An 18,158-nucleotide genomic window follows, 5' to 3' on the forward strand; every position below is an offset into this window, starting at 1 on the left:
TGTTTCAACCCCGTCTGGGTGTGGCCGATGTCACCTGTGCATCGTGGCGCATCGCAGATTGGGGTCGTTGATGGCCGTGTTCGCGAACCTGGGCATCGCCCAGAAGATCGGTGTGCTGTGCGCCGCCGGGATCCTGGTGTCCGCCGCGACGGGCGGCGTCGGCATCTACGCCCAGGACCGGCTCACCGACCAGGCGGAGCAGGTCCGCGCGCTGGAGTCCGCGAACGGCCGGCTGCACCACCTCGACACCCGCGGGTCGGAGCTGAAGGTCGACGGGTACCGCGCGCTCGCCGAGGTCGACGTCGCCGCGATCATCGAGGACCTGCCCGGCGACCTGGACTCCGTCACCGAGACCCTCGCCCAGCTCGACGCGATCACGCTGCCCGCGGACATCCGCGCCGACCTGGAGGCGATCAAGCCCGACGCGGTCGCGTTCAACGCGTTCATCGACGCGTTCGTCCGCGACGCGGCGAAGGACCAGCGCGCGGTGATGGCCCGCGAGCCGGAGATCGCCGACCGCAACCACGACCTCGACGACAAGATCGGCGCGCTGCAGGACAAGATCGACGCGCGGATCGCCGTCGAGCGGGCCGAGATGGCCGACACCCGTACCGCGACCCTCTGGACCATGATCGGGGCGATCGCCGCCGGCATCGTGCTGTTCCTGGCCATCGCGCTGCCGATCGGCAAGGCGGTCGTGCGGCCGGTCCGCCGGGTCCGCGCGGTCCTGGAAGGGCTCGCCCACGGCGACCTCACCCAGTCCGTCGGCGTGGCCGGCAAGGACGAGATCGGTCAGATGGCGGTCTGCCTCGACGAGGCCATGGCCAGCATCCGTACCTCCATCTCCGAGGTCTCCAGCAGCTCCGACGGCCTCGCCAACGCCTCCCGGGAGCTGTCGAGGGTCAGCGCCGAGATCTCCGGCGCGGCCACCTCGACCAGCGCGCAGATGGCCGACGCGTCCGCCTCGTCGAGTGAGGTGTCCCGGCACGTCAGTACCGTGGCGACCGGCGCCGAGGAGATGGGGGTGTCGATCCACGAGATCGCCCGCAACGCCGCCGACGCGGCCGGGGTCGCCTCCGGCGCGGTGCGCGAGGCGGCCGCCGCCAACGAGAAGGTCGAGCGGCTCGCGGTGTCGTCCACGGAGATCGGCAACGTGCTGAAGCTCATCACCTCGATCGCCGAGCAGACGAACCTGCTGGCCCTCAACGCCACCATCGAGGCGGCCCGGGCCGGCGAGGCGGGCAAGGGCTTCGCCGTCGTCGCCAACGAGGTCAAGGACCTCGCTCAGGAGACCGCGAAGGCGACCGAGGACATCCGCCAGCGGGTCACCGCGATCCAGGCCGACACCGGCGCCGCGGCGGACGCGATCCGCAAGATGGCCGGCGTCGTCGAGGAGATCAACCAGTACCAGTCGACGATCGCCTCCGCGGTCGAGGAGCAGTCCGCGACCACGGCCGAGATGAGCCGTTCGGTGGCCGAGGCGGCGACCGGCGCGGAGCGGATCGCGGGGAACATCGCCGGGGTCGCCGACGCCACGAACGCCACCACGCGGGGCGTCGCCGCCGCCGAGGGCGCCGCGACCGAGCTGGCGCAGATGTCGCAGGACCTGCGCCAGCTGGTCTCACACTTCACGTTCTGACGTTCGTCTGCCGGTGTTCGCCGGTCAGAACGTGTGCTCCTGGGCCGGGAACGCCCCGGAGCGCACCTCGTCGGCGAACGCCCGGGTGGCCTCGCCGAGCGCGCCGGCGAGGTCCGCGTACCGCTTCACGAACCGCGGCGCCTTCCCCGTGCGCAGCCCTGCCATGTCCTGCCAGACGAGCACCTGGGCGTCGGTCTCCGCGCCGGCGCCGATGCCGACGGTGGGGATGCGCAGCTCGTGCGTGATGCGCTTGGCGACCTCACCCGGCACCATCTCCAGCACCACCGCGAACGCGCCCGCCTCCGCGACCGCGTGCGCGTCGGCGATCACCTCGTCGGCGGCGTCGCCGCGGCCCTGGACCCGGTACCCGCCGATCGCGTGCTCGCTCTGCGGGGTGAACCCGATGTGCGCCATCACCGGGATGCCGGCCCCGGTCAGCGCGGCGATCTGCGGCGCGACCCGCACGCCGCCCTCGAGCTTGACGGCGTGGCAGCCGCCCTCCTTCATGAACCGCACCCCGGTGCGCAGCGCCTGCGCCGGCCCTTCCTCGTACGAGCCGAACGGCAGGTCCCCGACCACGAGCGCGCGCCGCGTCGAGCGGACCACGGCCCGCACCAGGGGCAGCAGCTCGTCCTCGGTGACCTGCACGGTCGAGGCGTAGCCGTACACGTTGTTGGCGGCGGAGTCGCCGACCAGCAGGACCGGGATCCCGGCCTCGTCGAAGATGCCGGCCGTGTACTGGTCGTACGACGTCAGCATCGGCCACCGCTCACCCCGCTCCTTGGCGGCGAGCAGGTCCCTGGTGCGCACCCGGCGGTTGACGGCACCGCCGTACAGCGACTGGACTTCGGACATCGATGTCCTCCTTCGGACTCCTCGAGGCCCCGTCGCGGGGTCCCCGGGCTGTTCACCCCGATGGTCGCACCGACCCTCGCCCCCCGACACCACGGATGCGAAATGTCACTGTTCCTTGCTTCGGGCGGTTTGCGCCGCGGCCGGCCAAGCTAGGAACTGCTCTCGCGGAAGCGGTTGGTGATCGGGAGGCGGCGGTCGCGGCCGAAGGCCTTGATGGAGATCTTCGTGCCGGGGGCGCTCTGGCGGCGCTTGTACTCGGCGAGGTCCACCATGCGCAGGGTGCGGTCGACGACGGCCGGGTCGTGGCCGGCGGCGACCAGGTCGTCGCGGCCGAGGTCGCCGTCGACGTAGCCGGCGAGGATCGCGTCGAGGACCTCGTAGTCGGGCAGGGAGTCGGCGTCGAGCTGGCCGGGGCGCAGCTCCGCGCTCGGCGGTTTGGTGATCGACCGCTCCGGGATGGGCGGCACGTCGCCGCGGCGTTCGGCCTCCTCGTTGCGCCAACGGGCGAGCTTCCACACCAGGGTCTTCGGCACGTCCTTGAGCGGGTTGAACGCGCCGACGGAGTCGCCGTACAGGGTGGAGTAGCCGACGGCCAGCTCGCTCTTGTTGCCGGTGGTCAGCACGAGCGGGCCCTCCTGGTTGGAGATGGCCATCATGATGACGCCGCGGACGCGGGCCTGGAGGTTCTCCACGGCGAGGCCGGACAGGGCCATGTTGGCCAGGAAGCTGTCGACCATCGGCTGGATCGGCTCGACGCGGTAGTCCAGGCCGGTGCGGCGGGCCATGTCCTCGGCGTCGTCCTTGGAGTGCTGCGAGGAGTGGGCGCTGGGCAGCGACACGGCCGTGACGTTGGCGGGGCCGAGGGCGTCGCAGGCGATGGCGGTGACCACGGCGGAGTCGATGCCGCCGGACAGGGCGACCGCGACGCCCCGGAAGCCGTTCTTGCGCACGTAGTCGCGCAGGCCGAGCACGAGCGCCTGCCAGATCTCGGCCTCGTCGGTGACCCGGGCGGCGATCTCCGGCGCCGGCGCCGGCTGGCCGCTGTCGGCCACGCTGTCGGAGATGAGGACGTTGACGACGTGCATCTCGGCGCTGTCGACGGCCGGCGGGGTCGGCTCGGCGGCCGGCAGGTCCAGGTCGAGGACCATCAGCTGCTCGGCGAACTGCTGCGCCCTGGCGATCAGCGAGCCGTCGGGGCGCACGACCATCGAGTCGCCGTCGAAGACCAGCTCGTCCTGGGCGCCGACGGTGTTGACGTAGGCGACGGTCGCCCGCGCCTCCGCGGCCCGGCGGGCGACCAGGGCGAGGCGCGTGTCGTCCTTGTTCAGCTCGTACGGCGAGCCGTTGATGTTCACGACCAGCCCGACCATCGCGGCGGCGGCGACGGCGAACGGGCCGCCCTCCTGCCACAGGTCCTCGCAGATGGTGAGGGCGATGTCGACGCCGCCGACCCGCACCACGGTGAGGGTGTCACCGGGCTCGAAGTAGCGGTCCTCGTCGAAGACGCCGTAGTTGGGCAGGTGGTGCTTGAAGTACGTGGCGACCTGCGTGCCGCGGTGCAGCACGGCGAGCGCGTTGCGCGGGCCGACCTGGTCGGCGTCGAGGTAGCCGACGATGACGACGGTCTCGCCGAGGCCGTCGGCGGCGAGCTGGGCGGCGAGGTCGTCGACGGTGCGCTTGGAGGCGGCCACGAACGACTTGCGGAACACCAGGTCCTCGACCGGGTAGCCGGTCAGCATCATCTCCGGGAACGCCACGACGTGCGCGCCGGCGCCGGCGGCCTTGCTCGTCCAGCCGTGCACCAGGGAGGCATTGCCGGTGAGGTCACCGACGGTAGGGTCGATCTGGGCGAGCGCGAGGCGCAACCGGGGCATACCTCAAGTGTGGACCAGACCCGCCGCCGGTGCGTCTGTGACCTTCACTCCAGTGCCACGCGGTGCCGCTCACCCGTGACGGCCCCGGCCGACACAGGACGTTCACACCAGTGCCGGGCGCCAAGGGCAGGTCCGGTAACTTGTGTGTAACACCTTCGGGCGAGACTTGCCCGAATTGGCCCGTAGACACCGCAGCTCGTGGGGGAACCACCGTGGACCGTCAGCAGGAGTTCGTGCTCCGGACGCTCGAAGAGCGCGACATCCGCTTCGTGCGTCTGTGGTTCACCGACGTGCTCGGCACGTTGAAGAGCGTCTCGGTCGCGCCGGCCGAGCTGGAGTCGGCCTTCGAGGAGGGCATCGGCTTCGACGGCTCGGCGATCGAGGGCTTCGCCCGGGTGTACGAGTCGGACATGGTCGCCATGCCGGACCCGACGACGTTCCAGGTCTTCCCGTTCGAGGGCGGCATGTCGGGCGAGTCCGCCCGCATGTTCTGCGACATCACCCTGCCCGACGGTTCGCCGTCCTGGGCCGACCCGCGCCACGTGCTGCGCCGGGCGCTGTCGCGGGCGGCGGAGAAAGGCTTCACCTTCTACACCCACCCCGAGATCGAGTTCTTCCTGCTCGAGTCGCTGGGGGAGCGCGGGTCGCTGCCGACCCCGGTCGACACCGGCGGCTACTTCGACCACACGACGCACGCCGTCGCCCGCGACTTCCGCCGCCAGGCGGTCCTCGCCCTGGAGCGGATCGGCATCTCCGTCGAGTTCAGCCACCACGAGGTCGCGCCCGGCCAGCAGGAGATCGACCTGCGCTACGCCGACGCGCTGACCACCGCGGACAACATCATGACGTTCCGGCACGTCATCAAGGAGGTCGCGCTCTCCCACGGGGTGCACGCGACGTTCATGCCGAAGCCGTTCACCGACCAGCCGGGCAGCGGCATGCACACGCACCTGTCGCTGTTCGAGGGCGAGCGCAACGCGTTCCACGACGCCAGCGACCCGATGAAGCTGTCGAAGGTCGGCCAGGCGTTCATCGCGGGCCTGCTGGTGCACGCCCGGGAGTACACCGCGATCACCAACCAGTGGGTGAACTCCTACAAGCGGCTGTTCCCGCAGACCCTGGCGAACCGGATCACCGAGTCGCCGGCGTATGTCTGCTGGGGCCACACCAACCGCTCGGCGCTGGTGCGGGTGCCCGCCTACGGCAAGCCCAACTCGGCCCGCGTCGAGGTCCGCTCGCTGGACTCGGCGACGAACCCGTACCTCGCCTACGCGGTCATGCTCGGCGCCGGCCTGCGCGGCATCGAGCAGGGTTACGAGCTGCCGCCGGGCGCCGAGGACGACGTGTGGGCCCTCACCGACGGCGAGCGGCGCGCCGCCGGCTACGAGTCGCTGCCGGAGAACCTCGCCCAGGCGGTCGACGTGATGGCCGGCTCCGAGCTGGTCGCCGAGGTCCTCGGCGAGCACGTCTTCGACTTCTTCCTCAAGAACAAGCGGACCGAGTGGGAAGAGTACCGCCGGGTCGTCACCCCCTTCGAGCGCGAGCGCTACCTGGGGATCATGTAACCGCGTCAGCCGTAGCGCTCGGTCTTGACGCTCCTGGCGTCGTGGCCGAGCGCCACCATGACGTCCGCCACCGTCTCCACGAAGCCGGTCGGCCCGCACACGAAGACCGCCGGCCGGAAGTCCGCCGGCCACGCGTGCGTGTTGAGGTCGGCGACGCCGACCCGGGAGCCGCGGACCCGCGTGTACACGTACTGCACGTCGAGGCCGCGGTCGTCGCGGGCGCGCCGGCGCAGCTCGTCGGCGTAGATCACGTCCTGCGGGGTGCGCGCGGAGTACAGCAGCCGGAACGGGGTGCGCACGCCCAGCTCGGCGCGGGACCGGATCATCGCCATCAGCGGCACGATCCCGGACCCGCCCGCGACGAGCTGGACCGGCGCCGGGTCCGTGTGCCGCCACACGAACCAGCCGCCGATCGGCCCGCGCACCTCCACCGGCTGCCCGACCTCGTACACGTCGGTGAGGAACGGGCTGACCTCGCCGTCCTCGAGCCGCTGGACGGTGATCCGCAGCCCGGACGCGGACGCGATCGAGTAGCTGCGCTGGGCGGTGTACCCGTCCTCGGCGGTGAGCCGCACGTCGACGTGCTGGCCGGGCAGGTGGCCGGGCCAGTCGGGCACGTCGAAGGTCAGCGTCCGGGCCGTCGGCGTCTCGAAGACGGCCGCCGACAGCACGGCCTTGCGCCAGCTGAGTCGTCCTGTGCTGCGCCCCGGCACGCTCAGTCTCCCTGGTACCGCTGCTCGCGCCACGGGTCTCCGTAGTCGTGGTAGCCGGCCGCCTCCCAGAAGCCCGGCTCGTCCTGCAACATCAGCCGCAGGCCGTGCACCCACTTCGCGGACTTCCAGAAGTACAGGTGTGGCACCAGCAGCCGGGCCGGGCCGCCGTGCTCAGGGGTGAGCGGCTCGTCGTCGTAGCGGTACGCCACCCACGCCTTGCCGTCGAGGAGGTCCTCCAGCGGCAGGTTCGTGGTGTACCCGTCGTAGGAGTGCGCCATCACGAAGTCCGCGGCCGACTCGACGTCCTCCATCAGGGTGTCGATCGCGACGCCCCGCCAGCCGGTCTGCAGCTTCGACCATTTGGTGACGCAGTGGATGTCGACCGTCACGTCCTCGTGCGGCAGGGCGGTGAACTCCGCCCACGTCCATTTCGTCTGCTCACCGGTCTCGGTGGTGATGACGAACTCCCACCGGTCGGTGCTCAGCCTGGGGGTCGGCCCGGCGGACAGGACCGGGAAGTCGTGCGCGAGGTACTGCCCCGGCGGCAGGTCGGGCTCTTCGCGGCGCCGGCGCCCGCCGAACCCGGTGGTAACGAAACTCATGTCAACATCCTGCCGCAGCGCTGTCACCGATCACCGCTTCGCGGCTGGTGAGGCAGCCCACCCCGGCGTCCAGGATGGCGGGGGCGCCGAGCACCACGGTCTCCTGCCCGACGCCGTGCCCGACCCGCAGCCCGCCGAGCACCGGCACCCCCAGCGCGCCGAGGTGCTCGCGCAGCACGTCGGCGACGCTCGTCGCGCCACCGCCCACGCAGTCGGTGAACTGGCCGACCGCCACCCCCGCCACGCCGCGCAGCGCGCCGGCCCGCCGCAGGTGCGTCAGCATCCGGTCGACCCGGTACGGCGCCTCCGCCACGTCCTCCAGCAGCAGGATCGCCCCGGCGAGGTCCGGCATGTCCGCGGTGCCGACGGTGCTGGCCAGCATCGACAGGTTCCCGCCGAGCAGCACACCCCGCACCGGCGGTCCCGGCACCCGCACCACGCTCGTCTCCTCGATGTCGCTCACGTACGACCGCAGCGGGCCGGACGTGAACAGCGCCGCGTGCAGCGACGCCGCCGACGCCGCCGGCAACCGGTCGTCGAACCAGGCCGCTCCGGGCCCGTGCACGCTCGGCCACCGCCCGTGCCGCCACACCGCCAGCTGCAGCGCGGTGATGTCGGAGAACCCGACGAGGTGCTTCGGGGTACCCGGCCGCAGCCCGTCGACGATGCGTTGCGCGCCGTACCCTCCCCGCGTACACACGACGGCGCGGACGTCAGGATCGGCGAACGCGGCGTTGAGGTCCCGCAGCCGGTCGTCGTCGTGGCCGGCGAGGTAGCCGTTGCGGTCGAACACGTGCCGCCCCACCCGGACCCGCAGCCCCCAGCGCTCCAGGAGCGCGATGCCGCGCTCGACCCGCTCCGGCAGGGTCGGTCCCGACGGGGACACGAGCATGACGGTGTCCCCCGGCTGCAACGCTTCCACGGTCGTTATTGTCGGGTCGTGACGATCGAAGGGTCCCCGCGGGGACGGTTGGCGCTCGTGGTGGAGAACGACCCGACGGACGGGCCGGCCCGGCTCGGCGACTGGCTCACCGGCGGCGGCCTCGAGCTGGCCGTGGTGCGCCCGCACGCCGGTGACCCGCTCCCCGCCGACCTGGACGGTTACGCCGCCCTCGTCGTGCTCGGCGGCGAGCAGGACGCGTTCCCCGACCCCGACGGCGAGCGGGCGTCACCGTGGTTGCCGCAGCTGGAGGGCCTGCTGCGCAAGGCGGTCCGGCACAAGGTGCCGACCCTCGCGGTCTGCCTCGGCGCGCAGCTGCTCGCGCAGGCGCACGGCGGCACCGTCGAGCGCAGCGCCGCCGGCCCCGAGATCGGGGTGCGGCTCGTCGCCCGCCGCGACGTCGCCGACCAGGACCCGGTGTTCGCCGCGGTGCCGTTCGCCCCGGACGTGCTGCACTGGCACCGCGACGAGATCGTCGAGCTGCCGGTCACCGCGACCCTGCTCGCCGCCTCCACCCACTACCCGGTGCAGGCGTTCCGCATCGGCCCGGTCGCCTGGGGCCTGCAGTTCCACATCGAGTGCGACCTGGAGATGTTCGCCGCGTGGGCGATGGACGGCGTCGGCACCCTCGGCGAGCTCGGCATCGACCCGATCGAGCTGCTGGAGAGCGTCGAGGCCGCGCTGCCCGACGTCGCCGACGTGTGGCGGCCGTTCACGGAGCGGTTCGCCGCCGTCGCGCTCGGCCGGGTGCCGCGCGGCGACGGCGGCCTGCGGTCCCTGCCGCTGCTGGGGCCGTCATGATGGCGCACCCCGGTCACCTCGCCCGCTACGGCTTCACCGACGACGGCCGCTCCTCGGCCCTCGCCGGCCCCGACGGCCTGCGCCTGTGGGACCCGGAGACCCGCCGCCCCACCGGCGAGGACGCCACGACGCTGCTGGAGACGCTGTACTTCGCCGCCGACCCGGACCTGGCGCTGCGCCAGCTGCACCGGCTCGTCGAGGCCGCCGGCGAGGAGGTCCGCGACGCCGTCCTCACCGACCGCGCGCTGCGCCGCCGGCTCATCGGGGTGCTCGGCGTGTCCGCGACCCTCGGCGACCTGCTCGTCGCCAACCCGCAGGAGTGGCGCGAGCTGCAGGGCGAGCAGAACAAGCGCCCCGCCGGCTACGCGACCCGCGACGTGTCCACCGTCCCGGCGCTGCGCAGCGCGTACCGGCGGGAGCTGCTGCGCATCGTCGCCGCCGACCTCACCGGCGCCGCCGACGTCGACGTGACGATGCGCCGGCTCACCGAGCTCGCCGACGCGACCCTGGCCGCGGCCCTGGCGATCGCGTCCGCCGAGCACCCCGACCTGGCGGCCGTGTGCACCGTCGCCGTGGTCGCGATGGGCAAGTGCGGCGGCCGCGAGCTCAACTACGTCAGTGACGTCGATGTCGTGTACGTCGCCGAACCCGCCGACGGGACCGACGTCGAGGTCGCCATGCGGGCCGGCAGCACCCTCGCCGCCCGGCTCATGGAGATCTGCGGCTTCGTCGCCTGGCCCGTCGACGCCGCCCTGCGCCCGGAGGGCAGCCGCGGCGCGCTCGTGCGCACCGTCGCCTCGCACCTGGCGTACTACCGCAAATGGGCCAAGACGTGGGAGTTCCAGGCGCTGCTGAAGGCCCGGCCGGCCGCCGGGGACCTCGCCCTCGGCGAGCGGTGGCTGCAGGAGCTGCAGCCGCTCATCTGGTCCGCCGCGGAGCGCCCCGAGGCCGTCGACGAGGTCCGCGCGATGCGGCGGCGCATCATCGAGCAGATCCCGCGCAGCGAGCTCGACCGGGAGATCAAACGCGGCCCCGGCGGCCTGCGCGACATCGAGTTCGCGGTGCAGCTGCTGCAGCTCGTCCACGGCCGCGCCGACGAGTCGCTGCGCACCCCGACCACGATCGCCGGCCTGCGCGGCCTCATCGAGGGCGGCTACGTCGGGCTCGCCGACGGTGAGGCGCTGCTGCGGGCGTACCGCTTCCTGCGCACCGTCGAGCACCGCCTGCAGCTGCAGCGCCTGCGCCGCACCCACACCGTGCCCGACGACCCGGCCGCGCTGCGCTGGCTCGCCCACGCCCTCGGCTACCGGCCCAACGCCGCCCGCGACGCCGTCGAGTCGTTCCGCGCCGACTGGGTCCGCCACGCGCAGGAGGTCCGCCGCCTGCACGCGAAGCTGCTGTACCGGCCGCTGCTGGAGGCCGTCGCCCGCGTCCCCAGCGAGCAGCTGCGGCTCACCACGGCCGCCGCCAAGGCCCGCCTGGAGCTGCTCGGCTTCGCCGACCCCGCGGGGGCACTGCGCCACATCGAGGCCCTCACCGGCGGCGTGTCCCGCACCGCCGCGATCCAGCGGCAGCTGCTGCCCGTCCTGCTCAGCGAGTTCGCCGACGCCCCCGAACCCGACCGGGGCCTGCTCGCCTACCGGCAGGTGTCGGAGAAGCTCGGCAACACCCCCTGGTACCTGCGGCTGCTGCGCGACGACGGCCCCGTCGCGCTGCGGCTGGCCAGGCTGCTCGCCCTGTCCCGGTACGTCACCGAGCTGCTCGTCCGCGACCCGGAGGCGCTGCGGCTCCTCGCCGACGACGCCGAGCTCGTGCCCCGCACCGCCGCCCAGCTCGGCACCCAGTTCGCCGCCGCCGCGGCCCACCACGACGACCCCGAGACCGCGATCAACGCCGTGCGCGCGTCCCGCCGCCGCGAGCTGTTCCGCATCGCCTGCGCCGACCTCCTCGGCTACCTCGACGTCTCCTCCGTCGGCGTCGCCCTGTCCGCCGTCATCGACGCCACCCTCAGCGCCACCCTCGGCGTCACCGCCGCCCCCGGCCTCGAGTTCGCCGTCATCGGCATGGGCCGCCTCGGCGGCGAGGAGACCAGCTACCCCTCCGACGCCGACGTCCTCTTCGTCTACGAACCGCCGCCCGGCATGGCCGAGGACGCCGCCAGCGGCCTGGCCCTCACCGTCGCCGAGGAGCTGCGCCGGCTGCTGTCCCGCCCCGCCCACGACCCGCCGCTCGGCGTCGACGCCGACCTGCGCCCCGAGGGCCGCCAGGGTCCCCTCGTGCGCAGCCTCGGCGCGTACCAGCAGTACTACGCCCGCTGGTCGAAGACCTGGGAGGCGCAGGCGCTGCTGCGGGCCCGCCACGTCGCCGGCTCCACCGACCTCGGCGCCCGCTTCCTCGCCCTCGCCGACACCGTCCGCTACCCCGACGGCGGTCTCACCCGCGACCAGATCCACGAGATCCGCCGCCTCAAGGCCCGCGTCGACAGCGAACGCCTGCCCCGCGGCGCCGACCCCGCCACCCACACCAAGCTCGGCCGCGGCGGCCTCGCCGACGTCGAGTGGACCGTCCAGCTGCTGCAGCTCCAGCACGGCCGAGCCGTCCACGGGCTGCGCACCACTCGCACCTTGCAGGCCCTGGAGGCGGCGACCGAGGCGGGCCTCGTCGACACCGCCGACGCCGCCAGCCTGCGCGCCGCCTGGCAGCAGGCGTCCCGCATCCGCAACCTGCTGACCCTGGTCCGCGGCCGCGCCACCGACCAGCTGCCCCGCCAGGGCCCCGACCTGGCCGCCGTCGCCCGCATCCTCGGCGGCGTCGAACCCCAGGAGTTCCTGGACGAGTACCTCCGCGTGGCCCGCCACGCCCGCCAGGCCGTCGAGCGCATCTTCAGTTCCTAGCTCGGGCGGCTGTCGCCGCGGCCGCCCGGGGGGTTCCCCCACCCCGGACCCCCATGCTCGCCGCGCTCGCACCGCCTGCGCGGGCGCGGCGGGGCGGTCGGACGTGCCCGACCCCACCCGCACGGTCGGGCCGCCCGGCGGGTGGCCGCCCGCGGCGCCGGCAGCGGTTGCCGCCTCGGCTACCAGCGGTTGTACGCCTCCTCCGCCCAGCCGACCAGGCCGTCCAGGCGCACCCGTCCGCCGTCGTCCGCCTCGACCCAGCCGGAGAAGTGCCCGAAGCACTGGTGGGTCTCGTTGGCCACGACGCCGAGGTTGGTGCGCGCGACCCGCTCGTGGAACGGGTGGAACTCCACCTCGACCCGGTCACCGCTGATCCGCCACGGGCGCAGCCAGTCCCGGCGGTCGTAGCTCCAGCGCAGCTCGGCGCCGAGCTTGTGCAGCCGCCCGCCGGTGAAGAGCGCGTTCTCGGTCGAGCCGGTGCCGTCGGTCCACCTGCCGCCGAGCTGCACCGACACGCCCGGCGCGCTGCCGGCCGCCCAGTTCCACCGGATCGCGTACGGCCACTTGCCCCGGCCGTGGTCGAGCACGGCGAACGAGTCCTCCCCGGCGACGGCGTGCGTCGCGCCGTTCACCCGCAGCGAGCCGTGCACCGGGCGGCCGACGTCCTTGACCGTGTACTGGAACCGCCGCGGACTCCACGGGACCACGACACCGAGCGACTCGTGGCCGGGTGGCAGCGGCACGACGAGGTCGACCTCGACGCCCGGTGCGGTGGCGCGGATCGTGCTGCCCTCGGGGGTCTGGTCGATGTCGATCGACAGGCCGGCGCCCCGCACGCTCGCGGTCCCCGCGCCGCTGACGGGCGGCAGGACGGCGCCACGGGCGAAGGGGACCACCACGTCCTTGCCGACCTCGACCCTCGTGGCGCGGTCCAGCACGTAGACGCCGTGCACACCGGCGTAGTCCAGCGACGACGCGACGAGGCCCACGATGTGGGTCGGTGTGACGATCCCCCAGTACTCCCAACGCTTGGCCCTTCCCCAGCCGCGCAGGTTCGCCCGGTGCAGCGGCCGGCGGGTCCAGCCGACCGCGGCGGGGTTGAGCCGCCCGTCCGGCAGGCACAGGTCGACCGGCTCGACGATCTCCTTCTCGTGCGTCACGAGGCAGAGGGTAACGGGGCAGCGGCCGATGAGGCCGGGCGGCAACGCGGAACGGCGGCCGGGCCCGGCTGGTGAGAGCCGGACGCGACCGCCGTTTCAGGACGTGGTGCCTGCCGCGCCGTTCAGCGCGGGGGACGGGTCACACGTCGTAGTACATCGCGAACTCGTGCGGGGTCGGGCGCAGGCGGACCGGGTCGACCTCGTTGGCGCGCTTGTAGGAGATCCAGGTGTCGATCAGGTCCTGGGTGAACACGCCGCCCTCGAGGAGGAAGCCGTGGTCGCCCTCGAGGGAGTTGAGGACCTCGTCGAGCGAGCCGGGGACCTGCTTGACGTTGGCGACCTCCTCCGGCGGCAGGTCGTAGAGGTCCTTGTCGATCGGGGCCGGGGGCTCGATCTTGTTCTTGATGCCGTCCAGGCCGGCCATCAGCATGGAGGCGAAGGCCAGGTAGACGTTGGCCGACGGGTCCGGCACGCGGAACTCGACGCGCTTGGCCTTGGCGTTGGTGCCGGTGACCGGGATACGGGTGCACGCGGAGCGGTTGCGCTGCGAGTAGACCAGGTTGACCGGGGCCTCGTAGCCGGGGACCAGGCGGCGGTAGGAGTTGACCGTCGGGTTGGTGAACGCCAGCAGCGACGGCGCGTGGTGCAGCAGACCGCCGATGTACCAGCGGGCCGTGTCCGACAGGCCGCCGTAGCCGGCCTCGTCGTAGAACAGCGGCTCGCCACCCAGCCACAGGGACTGGTGGGTGTGCATGCCGGAGCCGTTGTCACCGAAGAGCGGCTTCGGCATGAAGGTCGCGGTCTTGCCGGCGGCCCAGGCGGTGTTCTTCACGATGTACTTGAAGAGCTGGAGCTGGTCGCCGGCCTGCAGCAGGGTGCCGAACTTGTAGTTGATCTCGGCCTGGCCGGCGGTGCCCACCTCGTGGTGCGAGCGCTCGACGACGAAGCCGGCGCCGAGGAGCCGCTGCACGATCTGGTCGCGCAGGTCGGCGTAGTGGTCGACCGGCGGGACCGGGAAGTAGCCACCCTTGTACGCGGTCTTGTAGCCGCGGTTGCCGCCCGGCTCGTCCTTGCCGGAGTTCCACCAGCCCTCGACCGAGTCGATGTAGTAGTAGGCCTGGTTGGCCGACGTCTCGTGCCGGATCGAGTCGAAGATGTAGAACTCCGCCTCGGGGCCGAAGTAGGCGGTGTCGGCGATGCCGCTCGACGCGAGGTACGCCTCGGCCTTCTTCGCCACGTTGCGCGGGTCACGCGAGTAGGCCTCACGCGTGAACGGGTCGTGGATGAAGAAGTTGAGCGCCAGAGTCTTCTCGATCCGGAACGGGTCGATGAAGGCGGACGTCACGTCCGGCAGCAGCATCATGTCCGACTCGTGGATCGCCTGGAAGCCACGGATGGACGAGCCGTCGAAGGCGAGACCGTCGCTGAACACGCTCTCGTCGAACGACTCGGCGGGGACATTGAAGTGCTGCATGACGCCCGGCAGGTCGCAGAAGCGAATGTCGACGAAGCGGACGCCCTCGTCCTTCACGTATCGCAGCAGCTCGTCAGAATTGGCGAACACTCGTCCTCCAGGTCGCAGGCAGTACCAGTCTCGTGGTGATCACTTCAGTGTGAAGGTGGCTGGTTGGACGCGACCGTAGAACTGCGCGATTGCCCGGGCGTGTCTCGATTGTTTCCACTATGTTTCGCCACCCAGGTTCTGCCCGATCAGCGGGGTGAGATCGCCCGGTAGGCTGGGCCGTCGTGGAACTCAGCCCGGCACCGCTCTTCCGGCGTTTCGGCGCCATCCTCGTCGACTGGCTGTCGTGCCTGCTCATCAGCAGGGCGTTCGCGGACCCGGTCGAGGCGCCGTGGCTCGCGCCCGGGCTGCTGCTGGTCGTGTACGCGCTGTTCCTCGGCTTCTTCGGTCAGACCCTCGGCATGTGGCTGGTGCGGATCCGCTGTGTGTCAATGGCCACAGGAGGCCCGCTCGGGGTGCCCCGGGCGATCCTGCGGGGCGCGTTGCTGCTGCTGTTCGTGCCGGCGCTGATCATGGACAAGGACGGCCGGGGACTGCACGACAAAGCCGCCGGCTCGATCGTGGTGACCGTGGTGCCGGCGGCTTCGTGAGGCGCGGGCTCAGCGGCCGCGCATCGCCTTGAACGCGCCCTTCGGCGGCTTCATGTTCTTCGGCATCGCGCCACGCGGCATCTGCGGGCGCGCCGACAGGGCCTTGAGCCGCTTGTCGAGGGAGTTGACGTCCTTGCCGGTGATCGTGCGCGGCAGCCGGACCAGGGTGTTGCGCAGCTTCGCGAGCGGCAGCTGACCCTCCTCGTTGCCGATGACGAAGTCGCGCAGCTCGGCGTTGCCGATGACCTTCACCAGGCGGCGGCGCTCCTGGCTTATCAGGCCCCGGACGCGGGCCGGGTTGCCCTCGCCGAGCAGGATCACGCCGGGCCGGCCGATGACCAGGTGCACCATGTCGAACTGCGTCGTGGAGACGATCGCGGGCGTGACCCGCCAGTCGCCGCGCATGTTCTCGATGATGGAGGCCGCCGCGCCGGGCTGGCCCTCGGCCTCACGCATCATCGCCTTCTGCGAGCGCAGGTTGAGCACGATCACCGTGCCCAGCAGCGCGGCCAGGACCCCGATCGGCGCCCACACCCAGGACACGCCGAGGGCGATGGCCACGCCGACGGCGATGAGCGGCACGAGGACCACCACCAGGACCAGCGGGACGAAGAGCTTGTCACGCTTGGCGGTGAACGAGAACACCATGCCGATCTGCTTGAGCCGAGTGAAGAAGGAGACCTTCTCCGGCTCCTGGGCCTTTGCCATGCCTCCGAGTCTAATCGGAGACGCTCACGCCTTCAGCGCCCGGCTGTCCAGCGCCTGACGGTACAGCCGGCCCGCCCGGTACGACGAGCGCACCAGCGGCCCGCTCAGCACCCCGGCGAACCCGATCTGCTCCGCCTCCTGGGCCAGCTCCACGAACTCCTCCGGCTTCACCCAGCGCTCCACCGGGTGGTGCCGCGGCGTCGGCCGCAGGTACTGCGTGATCGTCACCAGCTCGCAGCCGGCCTCGTGCAGGTCGCGCAGCGCCTGGGAGATCTCGGCGCGCTCCTCGCCCATGCCGAGGATCAGGTTGGACTTGGTGACCAGGCCGGCGGCGCGGGCCTGGGTCAGCACGTCCAGGGAACGCTCGTAACGGAACGCGGGACGGATCCGCTTGAAGATCCGCGGCACGGTCTCGACGTTGTGCGCGAGCACCTCGGGCCGGGCCTCGAAGACCTCGCCGAGCAGCTTCGGCTCGCCGTTGAAGTCGGGGATGAGCAGCTCCACGCCGCAGCCCTCGACCAGGCCGTGGATCTGCCGGACCGTCTCGGCGTACAGCCAGGCGCCGCCGTCGGGCAGGTCGTCGCGGGCGACACCGGTCACCGTCGCGTAGCGCAGACCCATCGTCGCCACCGACTCGGCGACCCGGCGCGGCTCGTCGGCGTCGAACTCGGCCGGCTTGCCGGTGTCGATCTGGCAGAAGTCGCACCGCCGGGTGCACTGGTCGCCGCCGATGAGGAACGTCGCCTCCCGGTCCTCCCAACATTCGTAGATGTTGGGGCAGCCGGCCTCCTGGCACACCGTGTGGAGGCCCTCGCGTTGGACGAGGCCTCGCAGGTGCGTGTACTCAGGCCCCATCTTCGCGGAGACCTTGATCCACGGCGGCTTGCGCTCAATCGGCGTCTCCGCGTTTCGCGCTTCGATGCGCAGCAGACGACGGCCTTCCGGAACAACGGCTGTCACACCGGAAAGCCTACGCCCGGGGCCTGCCCAGCCGCCGGGAACGCGATTGACGTCACGTCCCGGACGTTTCCCGGCGCACGCGCCAGGCAATCACGCAACCGTGGCGTTCAACGACACGTTGGTGGTCTCCTCCGACGGCAATCCCATCGATGTCCTGCGGGCCTGTCCCGTGCTGGACAAGCCCGCCGCCCGCCTGCTCGCCGAGCGGCTCTTCCCCGGCGCGGCGCTGGAGGAGATCGGCGACCTGCTGCTCGCCGACGCCCTCGACCCGCCGCGCGACGTCGTGTACGTCGGCTGCTACGCCGGCCTGGACCTGGTGAGCAGCTGGACGCTGACCCCGCAGCGGCCCTCGCAGCTCGACCCGGTCGTGCACGCGGCGACCGGCCGCCGGCAGACGCTGCTGCACGCCGCGCACGGCGACGCGGCGTGGTGCAGCTTCGGGCTGTGGCGCGACGGTGCGCTGGTGCGCGCGCTGAGCGTCTGCACCGACCCCGGCGTCCTGGAGGACACGGGGGAGCGGCTGCCCTTCGAGGCCGACGCCCCGCACGACCCGGCCGGGCTCGGCGACCGGGCGTTGCAGGCGCTCATGGGGTTCAGCTGCGCCGGCCACGACCGCCTCGACGACGTCGACCCGGAGCTGATCCCGGTCGTCGCCTACCGGGTCACCGGCGCGGCGGTCAGTACAGCGTCGTGAGGTGCCGCTCCACCACCGGCAGGACCTCGGCGACGGTCACGTCGCGGCCCAGCTCCGCCGACAGGGACGTGACACCGGCGTCGCGGATGCCGCACGGCACGAAGATGTCGTAGCGCGACAGGTCACAGTCGGCGTTGATGGCGAAGCCGTGCAGCGTCACACCCCGCGCGACCCGGATGCCGATCGCGGCGACCTTGCGGTCCGGGCCACGCCCGTCGGCGGCGACCCACACCCCGCTGCGCCCCTCGACCCGCACCGTGGCCAGGCCGAACTCGGCGCACACGTCGATCAGCAGCTGCTCCATGCGGCGCACGTAGGCGACCACGTCGATCGGGTCCGGCAGCTTCACGATGGGATACCCGACGAGCTGCCCCGGCCCGTGCCAGGTGATCTTGCCGCCGCGGTCGACGTCGATGACGGGCGTGCCGTCGAACGGGCGGTCGGCGGGCTCGGTCCGCTTCCCCGCGGTGTAGACGCTCGGGTGCTCCAGCAGCAGCACCGTGTCGGGTGCCGTGCCGTCCGCGACGGCCTCGTGGATCCGCCGCTGCTCGGCCAGGGCCGTCTCGTAGTCGACGAGACCGGCGCGCACCACCTCAAAACCCAGAATGCTGGTCACGCCTCAGCCTAACCCTCGCCCCGGC

16 protein-coding genes are annotated in these 18,158 nt (G+C 72.3%); 6 read left to right on the forward strand and 10 right to left on the reverse strand.

Going from position 1 to position 18,158, the window contains the following annotated elements; all coding sequences use genetic code 11:
- The first annotated feature begins 70 nt into the window (after positions 1-70).
- Positions 71-1,639, forward strand: a complete 1,569-nt coding sequence (locus tag OP18_RS30230; protein ID WP_033362477.1) for a methyl-accepting chemotaxis protein — start codon at positions 71-73, stop codon at positions 1,637-1,639.
- A gap of 24 nt (positions 1,640-1,663) precedes the next feature.
- Here the strand turns inward: OP18_RS30230 and panB are convergent, their stop codons facing one another.
- Positions 1,664-2,494, reverse strand: coding sequence for a 3-methyl-2-oxobutanoate hydroxymethyltransferase (gene panB / locus OP18_RS30235; RefSeq protein WP_033362478.1), 831 nt, complete (start codon positions 2,492-2,494; stop codon positions 1,664-1,666).
- Positions 2,495-2,643: 149 nt separating this feature from the next.
- Complete coding sequence (locus OP18_RS30240; RefSeq protein ID WP_033362479.1) at positions 2,644-4,368, reverse strand: NAD+ synthase; 1,725 nt, start codon at positions 4,366-4,368, stop codon at positions 2,644-2,646.
- A 212-nt stretch (positions 4,369-4,580) separates the two neighbouring features.
- Here OP18_RS30240 and glnA (OP18_RS30245) point away from each other — a divergent pair, with 212 nt between their 5' ends.
- The gene (gene glnA / locus OP18_RS30245; RefSeq protein ID WP_033362480.1) at positions 4,581-5,933 is read left to right on the forward strand and encodes a type I glutamate--ammonia ligase; all 1,353 of its coding nucleotides are present in this window, start codon (positions 4,581-4,583) and stop codon (positions 5,931-5,933) included.
- 5 nt (positions 5,934-5,938) lie between these two features.
- Here glnA (OP18_RS30245) and OP18_RS30250 read toward each other — a convergent pair whose 3' ends face one another.
- Genes OP18_RS30250 through OP18_RS30260 form a run of 3 tightly spaced genes read right to left on the reverse strand, consistent with a single transcriptional unit; the run spans position 5,939 to position 8,140 of the window.
- Complete coding sequence (locus OP18_RS30250) at positions 5,939-6,652, reverse strand: ferredoxin reductase (protein ID WP_389249543.1); 714 nt, start codon at positions 6,650-6,652, stop codon at positions 5,939-5,941.
- A complete protein-coding gene (locus OP18_RS30255; protein ID WP_033362482.1) occupies positions 6,649-7,248 on the reverse strand; it encodes a sulfite oxidase-like oxidoreductase in 600 nt (199 codons plus the stop codon). Before OP18_RS30255 ends, OP18_RS30250 begins: the two co-directional genes overlap by 4 nt.
- Before the next feature lies 1 nt (position 7,249).
- Positions 7,250-8,140 carry a S66 peptidase family protein gene (locus OP18_RS30260; RefSeq protein ID WP_052387592.1) on the reverse strand — a complete coding sequence of 297 codons (891 nt, stop codon included), beginning with the start codon at positions 8,138-8,140 and terminating at the stop codon, positions 7,250-7,252.
- Between the two features lie 48 nt (positions 8,141-8,188).
- On the opposite strand from OP18_RS30260, the gene OP18_RS30265 reads away from it, so the two are divergent.
- Positions 8,189-8,989, forward strand: a complete 801-nt coding sequence (locus OP18_RS30265; RefSeq protein ID WP_389249166.1) for a type 1 glutamine amidotransferase — start codon at positions 8,189-8,191, stop codon at positions 8,987-8,989.
- On the forward strand, positions 8,989-11,883 hold the full coding sequence (locus tag OP18_RS30270; RefSeq protein WP_033362483.1) for a bifunctional [glutamine synthetase] adenylyltransferase/[glutamine synthetase]-adenylyl-L-tyrosine phosphorylase: 2,895 nt from the start codon (positions 8,989-8,991) through the stop codon (positions 11,881-11,883). The genes OP18_RS30265 and OP18_RS30270 overlap by 1 nt, the downstream gene beginning before the upstream one ends.
- Positions 11,884-12,062: 179 nt before the next feature.
- Here OP18_RS30270 and OP18_RS30275 read toward each other — a convergent pair whose 3' ends face one another.
- Positions 12,063-13,043 carry a DUF2804 domain-containing protein gene (locus tag OP18_RS30275; protein WP_033362484.1) on the reverse strand — a complete coding sequence of 327 codons (981 nt, stop codon included), beginning with the start codon at positions 13,041-13,043 and terminating at the stop codon, positions 12,063-12,065.
- A gap of 139 nt (positions 13,044-13,182) precedes the next feature.
- Positions 13,183-14,607 (reverse strand): type I glutamate--ammonia ligase, encoded by a 1,425-nt coding sequence (gene glnA, locus OP18_RS30280; protein WP_033362485.1) that lies wholly within the window; start codon positions 14,605-14,607, stop codon positions 13,183-13,185.
- Positions 14,608-14,789: 182 nt separating this feature from the next.
- On the opposite strand from glnA (OP18_RS30280), the gene OP18_RS30285 reads away from it, so the two are divergent.
- Positions 14,790-15,155, forward strand: a complete 366-nt coding sequence (locus tag OP18_RS30285; RefSeq protein ID WP_052387566.1) for an RDD family protein — start codon at positions 14,790-14,792, stop codon at positions 15,153-15,155.
- Between the two features lie 9 nt (positions 15,156-15,164).
- On the opposite strand, the gene OP18_RS30290 is transcribed toward OP18_RS30285, so the two are convergent.
- Positions 15,165-15,863 (reverse strand): DUF4191 domain-containing protein, encoded by a 699-nt coding sequence (locus OP18_RS30290; RefSeq protein ID WP_033362486.1) that lies wholly within the window; start codon positions 15,861-15,863, stop codon positions 15,165-15,167.
- Between the two features lie 24 nt (positions 15,864-15,887).
- Positions 15,888-16,823, reverse strand: coding sequence for a lipoyl synthase (lipA, locus tag OP18_RS30295; protein ID WP_081971247.1), 936 nt, complete (start codon positions 16,821-16,823; stop codon positions 15,888-15,890).
- Positions 16,824-16,923: 100 nt separating this feature from the next.
- Here lipA and OP18_RS30300 point away from each other — a divergent pair, with 100 nt between their 5' ends.
- Positions 16,924-17,517: a DUF6928 family protein gene (locus tag OP18_RS30300; protein WP_033362487.1), complete on the forward strand. Its 594-nt coding sequence runs from the start codon at positions 16,924-16,926 to the stop codon at positions 17,515-17,517.
- Here the strand turns inward: OP18_RS30300 and lipB are convergent.
- The gene (gene lipB, locus OP18_RS30305) at positions 17,501-18,133 is read right to left on the reverse strand and encodes a lipoyl(octanoyl) transferase LipB (RefSeq protein WP_211273721.1); all 633 of its coding nucleotides are present in this window, start codon (positions 18,131-18,133) and stop codon (positions 17,501-17,503) included. The two genes, OP18_RS30300 and lipB, sit on opposite strands and share 17 nt — an antisense overlap.
- Positions 18,134-18,158: the final 25 nt, after the last annotated feature.

This window comes from Dactylosporangium aurantiacum (assembly GCF_000716715.1).
GTDB classification, from domain to species: domain Bacteria; phylum Actinomycetota; class Actinomycetes; order Mycobacteriales; family Micromonosporaceae; genus Dactylosporangium; species Dactylosporangium aurantiacum.